8 protein-coding genes and 1 pseudogene are annotated in these 6,060 nt (G+C 66.3%); 8 read left to right on the forward strand and 1 reads right to left on the reverse strand.

The genetic code is table 11. The annotated features are described in order from the left end of the window. Together prpE and JOY90_RS18570 are read left to right on the forward strand one after the other, a co-directional pair. Positions 1-525, forward strand: a pseudogene (gene prpE / locus JOY90_RS18565) (propionyl-CoA synthetase); the annotation flags it as partial. 119 nt (positions 526-644) lie between these two features. Continuing rightward, positions 645-920, forward strand: coding sequence for a hypothetical protein (locus JOY90_RS18570; protein WP_291692572.1), 276 nt, complete (start codon positions 645-647; stop codon positions 918-920). Positions 921-1,239: 319 nt separating this feature from the next. On the opposite strand, the gene JOY90_RS18575 is transcribed toward JOY90_RS18570, so the two are convergent. Continuing rightward, positions 1,240-1,932, reverse strand: coding sequence for a DUF1013 domain-containing protein (locus JOY90_RS18575; protein ID WP_291692573.1), 693 nt, complete (start codon positions 1,930-1,932; stop codon positions 1,240-1,242). Positions 1,933-2,158: 226 nt separating this feature from the next. Here JOY90_RS18575 and ispH point away from each other — a divergent pair, with 226 nt between their 5' ends. The 6 genes from ispH to JOY90_RS18605 all read left to right on the forward strand — a co-directional run bounded on the left by ispH (position 2,159) and on the right by JOY90_RS18605 (position 5,950). Beyond that, positions 2,159-3,127: a 4-hydroxy-3-methylbut-2-enyl diphosphate reductase gene (gene ispH / locus JOY90_RS18580; protein ID WP_291692574.1), complete on the forward strand. Its 969-nt coding sequence runs from the start codon at positions 2,159-2,161 to the stop codon at positions 3,125-3,127. Positions 3,128-3,133: 6 nt separating this feature from the next. Then, positions 3,134-4,117, forward strand: coding sequence for a homoserine kinase (locus tag JOY90_RS18585; protein ID WP_291692575.1), 984 nt, complete (start codon positions 3,134-3,136; stop codon positions 4,115-4,117). Continuing rightward, positions 4,114-4,566, forward strand: a complete 453-nt coding sequence (gene rnhA, locus JOY90_RS18590; RefSeq protein WP_291692576.1) for a ribonuclease HI — start codon at positions 4,114-4,116, stop codon at positions 4,564-4,566. The genes JOY90_RS18585 and rnhA overlap by 4 nt, the downstream gene beginning before the upstream one ends. A 97-nt stretch (positions 4,567-4,663) precedes the next feature. Then, positions 4,664-4,963, forward strand: a complete 300-nt coding sequence (locus JOY90_RS18595; RefSeq protein ID WP_291692577.1) for a hypothetical protein — start codon at positions 4,664-4,666, stop codon at positions 4,961-4,963. 28 nt (positions 4,964-4,991) lie between these two features. Then, the gene (locus JOY90_RS18600) at positions 4,992-5,180 is read left to right on the forward strand and encodes a CbtB domain-containing protein (protein ID WP_291692579.1); all 189 of its coding nucleotides are present in this window, start codon (positions 4,992-4,994) and stop codon (positions 5,178-5,180) included. A gap of 17 nt (positions 5,181-5,197) precedes the next feature. Next, the gene (locus JOY90_RS18605) at positions 5,198-5,950 is read left to right on the forward strand and encodes a CbtA family protein (RefSeq protein ID WP_291692578.1); all 753 of its coding nucleotides are present in this window, start codon (positions 5,198-5,200) and stop codon (positions 5,948-5,950) included. Positions 5,951-6,060 lie beyond the last annotated feature (110 nt).

Here is a 6,060-nt window from a genome sequence, read left to right on the forward strand (position 1 = left end):
CCGACGCTGTGGCAGCAGGATGCGCGGTTCACGGAGGCCTATCTCACTGAATTCCCCGGCTACTACAAAACCTCGGACGCCGGCTACAAGGATGAGGACGGCTATGTCTTCGTCATGGGCCGCACCGACGACATCATCAATGTCGCCGGCCACCGGCTCTCGACCGGCGGCATGGAGGAGATCCTCGCCTCGCATCCGGATGTCGCCGAATGCGCCGTGCTCGGCATCAGGGATGCGATCAAGGGCGAGGTGCCTTGCGGCTTCCTGGTGCTCAAGGCCGGCGTGACGCGCCCGCCTGCCGAGATCGAGAAGGAGATCGTGGCGCTGGTGCGCGACAAGCTCGGTCCGGTCGCGGCGTTCAAGCTCGCGATCACGGTCGGCCGATTGCCGAAGACGCGTTCGGGCAAGATTCTCCGCGGCACCATAAAGAAAATCGCCGACGGCGAAGCCTGGACCATGCCGGCGACGATCGAAGACCCCAAGGTGCTCGACGAGATCGGCGCGGCGCTGAAGGACAGGGCGTAGGGTTCCGGCGGCATGGTCAGGGAGCCGTCGCCGACCCCGCAAATGCCTTGTTTTCGGAGGAATGCGGAGGCATCACAGGCGCCTCATCGCCAGCCGCCACGAATGAACAAGGACCCAGCATGCGACGCAGCTCCCCGCGGTTGTTCCTCACGCTTCTCCTCGCAGCGCCGCTGCTCGCCGGCTGTCTGGAACGGGGGGAGCCAACGGTCCAGAGCTCGCTCGACACCGACGACGACACCTACTGCCGCGCCAACGGCACGATCGCATCGGGCTCACCGCAATATGCCGCCTGCCGCAAGGACCGCGACGTGCAGCGCGATAATGCCACCCGCCGCACCGACCGCAAGCAGCGCGACCTCGCCCAGTACATGATGGACCATCCGGATCATCCGTGAGGGGCGATGAGATTGAAACAGGCCAGTCGGCATCGGCGGTGTGCTCCCTCGCCCCGTTCTCACGGGGAGAGGGTTGGGGTGAGGGGCAGACGCGCGGGCGGTGTGAGCCGTCGGACCTGTACCCCCTCACCCGGATCGCATCTGGCGATGCGATCCGACCTCTCCCCGCATCCGCCTTCGCCCGAAGGCGGGCTTCGGCGGACAGGCGCGGGGCGAGGTGACCGAATTCGCGGCGACCTGATTTGTTACTGAAGCCAAAACGCGGCGGAAGCGGCCGCCGCGTTTGCAATACTTACCAAGGCTGAGCGCAAGGCCCCGCTCACTCCTCCTCGGGCTTCTTGCCGCCGATGGTCTTGAGCTTGGCGAACACCGCGTCGACGTTGAGGTCGCCGCTCTTCGATTCGGCCGTCTCGTATTCCGGCTCCTTGCGGGTGGTCTCGGAGGCCGGCAGCAGGGTGGCGCCGCCATAGGTGGCGTCGGCCGGCTTCTCCTTGGCGGCGCGCTGCACCTCGAAATCGAGCTCGATCTGCGAGCAGAGGCCGAGCGTCACCGGGTCCATCGGCGTCAAGGTCGAGGCGTTCCAGTGGGTGCGGTCGCGGACGCTGGCGATCGTGGTCTTGGTGGTGCCGACGAGCCGCATGATCTGCGCGTCCTTCAATTCGGGGTGGTTGCGCACCAGCCAGAGGATCGCGCTCGGCCGTTCGTGGCGGCGTGACACCGGGGTGTAGCGCGGGCCCTTCTTCTTGCTCTGCTGCGGCAGCACCACCTTGCTCTCCTCGAGTCTCAGCCGGTGCTCGGGGTCGCGCTCGCCCTTCTCGATCTCCTCGCGGGTGAGCTGACCGTTGGAAAGCGGGTCCATGCCCTTGATGCCCTGCGCGGCATCGCCGTCGGCGATGGCGCGGATCTCGAGCGGGTGCATCTTGGTGAAATCGGCCACCTGATCGAAGGTCAGGGCAGTATTGTCGAGCAGCCAGACGGCGGTCGCCTTCGGCATCAGGGGGGCCTTGCTCATGGCAAATCTCCTTTGTGCTTCGCCAACCCTTTTAGGTTCTATGGGGCGAAGCCGGTGGTCATCAACGATGACGGGAATTAATCCTCTATATAGGCCTTGTGTGACCTGGAGCGCAATGGCCTGCCCGGCGGCCTTGACTCCAGTCGAAAGCCGGCCCAATTCGTAGGGCCAATCGACCGTTCCCCGCCCGTTGGCGAGGGGTGATTCGGTCCGCAGGATCGCTCCCATGGCCGCCAAACCAGACCTTAGAATCGTGCTTTGTTCGCCGCGCGGCTTCTGTGCCGGAGTGGTACGGGCCATCGACACCGTGGAACGGGCGCTCACCATCTACGGTGCGCCGGTCTATGTTCGGCACGAGATCGTGCACAACAAATACGTGGTAGACAGTCTCAAGACCAAGGGTGCCATCTTCGTCGAGGAACTGGCGGAAATCCCGGACAATACCAATGCACCGGTGGTGTTCTCCGCCCACGGCGTGCCGAAATCGGTTCCGGCCGAAGCGCAGACCAGGAATTTCTTCTCGCTGGACGCGACCTGTCCGCTGGTCACCAAGGTGCACCGCGAGGCCGCGATCCATTTCAAGCGCGGCCGGGAAATCCTCTTGATCGGCCACTCCCATCATCCGGAGGTGGTCGGCACGCTCGGCCAATTGCCGCAGGGCGCGGTCACCCTGATCGAGACCGCCGATGATGCCGCGACCTTCACCCCGAAGAACCCCGACAATCTCGCCTTCGTGACCCAGACCACGCTGTCGATCGACGACACTGCCGACATCGTCGCGGTGCTGAAAGGCCGGTTCCCGAACATCTCCGGCCCGCACAAGGAAGACATCTGCTACGCCACCACCAACCGCCAGCTCGCGGTGAAGAAGGTCGCGCCCGTGGTCGATGCGCTGATCGTGGTCGGCGCGCCGAACTCCTCCAATTCGCAGCGATTGCGCGAGGTCGCCGAGCGCGAGGGCTGCCCGATCGCGGTCCTGGCGCAGCGGGCCAGCGACATCGACTGGAAGCGGTTCGAGGGCATCAGGAGCCTCGGCATCACCGCCGGCGCCTCGGCGCCGGAAGTGATCGTCGAGGAGATCATGGGTGCCTTTGCCGAGCGCTACCGATTGCATGTGGAGACGGTGTCGGCCGCGGAGGAGAACGAGTTCTTCCCGCTGCCGCGCTCGCTGCGGCCCGAAGCAGCCGCGGAATAGACCTTCATGGCGGTCTACACCGACGTTGCCGCCGATGAACTTGCGGAATACCTGTCCCACTACGATCTCGGCGAGCTCATGTCCTACAAGGGCATCGCCGAGGGGGTCGAGAACTCCAACTTCCTGCTGCACACCAGCCAGGGCTCGTTCATCCTGACGCTCTACGAGAAGCGCGTCGAGCGAATCGACCTGCCGTTCTTTCTCGGCCTGATGACGCATCTGGCGACCCACGGCATCAATTGTCCGCAGCCGGTCCTGAACAGGGCAGGCGAGGCGCTCGGCGTGCTCGCCGGGCGGCCGGCCGCGATCATCACCTTTCTCGAGGGCATCTGGCCGCGCAAGCCGACCGCCGGCCATTGTGCCGGCGTCGGCGAAGTGCTGGCCAGGATGCATCTGGCTGGCGCCGATTTCGGGATGACGCGCGCCAACGCGCTGTCGGTCAAGGGGTGGCGGCCGCTGTTCGCGGCGGCGGCTCCGCGCGCCGATGAACTGCAGCCGGGATTGGCCGGCTTCCTCGCCGCCGAGCTTGCCTATCTCGAGAGCGGCGTCTGGCCGAACGGCCTGCCGCGGGGCGTGATCCATGCCGACCTGTTTCCCGACAACGTCTTCTTCCTGGGCAACCGCCTGTCGGGCGTGATCGACTTCACCTTCGCCTGCGACGACATGCTGGCCTATGACGTCGCGATCTGCCTCAACGCCTGGTGCTTCGAGGGCGACCACGCCTTCAACGTCACCAAGGCGCGTGCCTTCCTCAACGCGTACACGCGCGTGCGAAAACTGTCCGGCGCCGAGCAGGACGCATTGCCGCTGCTCGCGCGTGGGGCGGCGATCCGCTTTCTGCTGACGCGGCTGGTCGACTGGCTCAACGTGCCACCAGGCGCGCTGGTGCGGCCCAAGGACCCGCTGGAATATGTCCGCAAGCTGCGCTTCCATCAGACCGTTGCCAGCGTGCGTGACTACGGCTTCGAAGCGCCGGGGATGGTCGCGTGAGCACGCTTCCGCAGGTGACCATCCACACCGACGGCGCGTGCTCGGGCAATCCGGGGCCGGGCGGCTGGGGCGCGATCCTGAAATTCGGCGAGGTCGAGAAGGAATTGAAGGGCGGCGAGGCCCATACCACCAACAATCGGATGGAATTGATGGCGGCGATCTCGGCGCTGGAAGCCTTGAAGAAGCCGTGCCGGGTCGACCTCTACACCGACAGCCAGTATGTGCGGCAGGGCATCACCGGCTGGATCCATGGCTGGAAGAGGAACGGCTGGAAGACCGCCGACAAGAAGCCGGTCAAGAACGCCGAACTGTGGCAGCGGCTCGATACGGCGCTGAAGCCGCACCAGGTGCAGTGGCACTGGGTTCGCGGTCATGCCGGCCATGCCGAGAACGAGCGGGCCGACCAGCTCGCGCGCGACGGCGTCGCGATGGCGCGGCTGAAGCGGTGAGCTCAATCGGGCGGACATCACCGGCCTCGCCGACTTTCGACTATCGGCGCCGTGGCGATCCCGGCTACAATGCGACCTCGAGGGATTGGACAGGATGATGCTCGCCGAGGCCGACGCCACCAGCGCCATCGCGGACACAACTGCGTCCTGGCGAGCGGACATCGACGCCCTGAGTTTTCCGGTGGTTTCGCATGCCGCGTGCTGTGTCGTGCACCGGCGCGCCTTCCGGACGCTGCTCCGGTTCGAGCCGACGCCCGCGGATTGCCTGCGCTATTTCGGCGAATGCGAGCGCGCCTTCCGGCTGGCCGCGCGCGCCAAGATCGCCCGGCGCAACATCGCGGCCGGCACCAACCTTCATCTCACCAGCCGCGACATCGCGCGCAGCCTGACCGCCTGAGCTTCCAGCAACGAGGGAGAAACTCTTGATGACCCCGTTCTCGACCGCAGCCCATTTGCCGCTGGCCGGCAGCAGGACCTCCGCCCGGCTCGTGCCGGCCGCGCTGGCCATGACGCTTGGCCTGTTCATCATCGCCATGGTCGGCTTCTCCCATATCGACGTCGTTCACAACGCTGCCCATGACGTGAGGCATTCGAACGCCTTCCCCTGCCACTAGGCAAGCAGTCCCCCGCCATGAACATCTTTCGCGCGATCGTGTTCTCGGCGGTCGTCGCCGGCCTCGCCGCAGGCCTGGTGGTCACGCTGATCCAGCAGTTCGGCACGGTGCCGCTGATCCTCAAGGCCGAGCTGTACGAGAAGGCGGCCGCGCATCACCACGAGGCCGCGGCGGGCGCAACGACGGCCGGGCAGGCCGCCGCTCACGACCACGCCGCGCATGAGCATGCGGCCGAGGCCTGGGAGCCGCGGGACGGCCTGGAGCGCAATGCCTTTACCGCGGGCGCCAACGTGCTGACTGCGATCGGTTTTGCGCTGATCCTGGCCTCGCTGTTTGCGATCCGTGGCGGCGAGGCGTCCGCCCCCGTCCATTGGCACACCGGACTGGTCTGGGGCCTTGCAGGCTTCGCGGTGTTCACGCTGGCGCCGGGCCTCGGCCTGCCGCCGGAGCTGCCGGGCGTGCCGACGGCGCCGCTGCTGTCGCGCCAGATCTGGTGGGTCCTGGCGGCGCTCGCATCGGCCGCGGGTCTCAGCCTGATCTTCCTGCGCGCCACGGCGCCGGCGGCGATCGCGGGATTGATTCTCATCGTTCTCCCGCATTTGGTCGGCGCGCCGGAGCTGGAGCATGTCGAAACCAACGTGCCGGCCTCGCTGTCGCATCAGTTCGTCGTAGCGGTGACGCTGACCAGCCTGGTGTTCTGGGCGATGCTCGGCGGTCTGACCGGCATCGCCTTCTCCTATTTCGACCGGACAGGCAGGGAGGCCTCCTGACCCGGAGCAACCGTCTCAAAAAACATCGCCCGCTGGCGCGGGCGATGTTGATAGCGCAGATCGGGACGGGACGGCTCAGAGCTGGCCGAGCAGCGTGTCGCCGCCGGATA

The sequence above is a fragment of the Bradyrhizobium sp. genome (genome assembly GCF_019242285.1).
In the GTDB taxonomy this organism is placed as follows: domain Bacteria; phylum Pseudomonadota; class Alphaproteobacteria; order Rhizobiales; family Xanthobacteraceae; genus Bradyrhizobium.

What these genes read in the sequence shown, in the direction of transcription:
- JOY90_RS18570 (WP_291692572.1), top strand. Translation starts at nt 645, where the DNA reads ATGCGACGCAGCTCCCCGCGGTTGTTCCTCACGCTTCTCCTCGCAGCG.
- JOY90_RS18575 (WP_291692573.1), bottom strand. Translation starts at nt 1,932, where the DNA reads ATGAGCAAGGCCCCCCTGATGCCGAAGGCGACCGCCGTCTGGCTGCTC.
- ispH (WP_291692574.1), top strand. Translation starts at nt 2,159, where the DNA reads ATGGCCGCCAAACCAGACCTTAGAATCGTGCTTTGTTCGCCGCGCGGC.
- JOY90_RS18585 (WP_291692575.1), top strand. Translation starts at nt 3,134, where the DNA reads ATGGCGGTCTACACCGACGTTGCCGCCGATGAACTTGCGGAATACCTG.
- JOY90_RS18595 (WP_291692577.1), top strand. Translation starts at nt 4,664, where the DNA reads ATGCTCGCCGAGGCCGACGCCACCAGCGCCATCGCGGACACAACTGCG.
- JOY90_RS18600 (WP_291692579.1), top strand. Translation starts at nt 4,992, where the DNA reads ATGACCCCGTTCTCGACCGCAGCCCATTTGCCGCTGGCCGGCAGCAGG.
- JOY90_RS18605 (WP_291692578.1), top strand. Translation starts at nt 5,198, where the DNA reads ATGAACATCTTTCGCGCGATCGTGTTCTCGGCGGTCGTCGCCGGCCTC.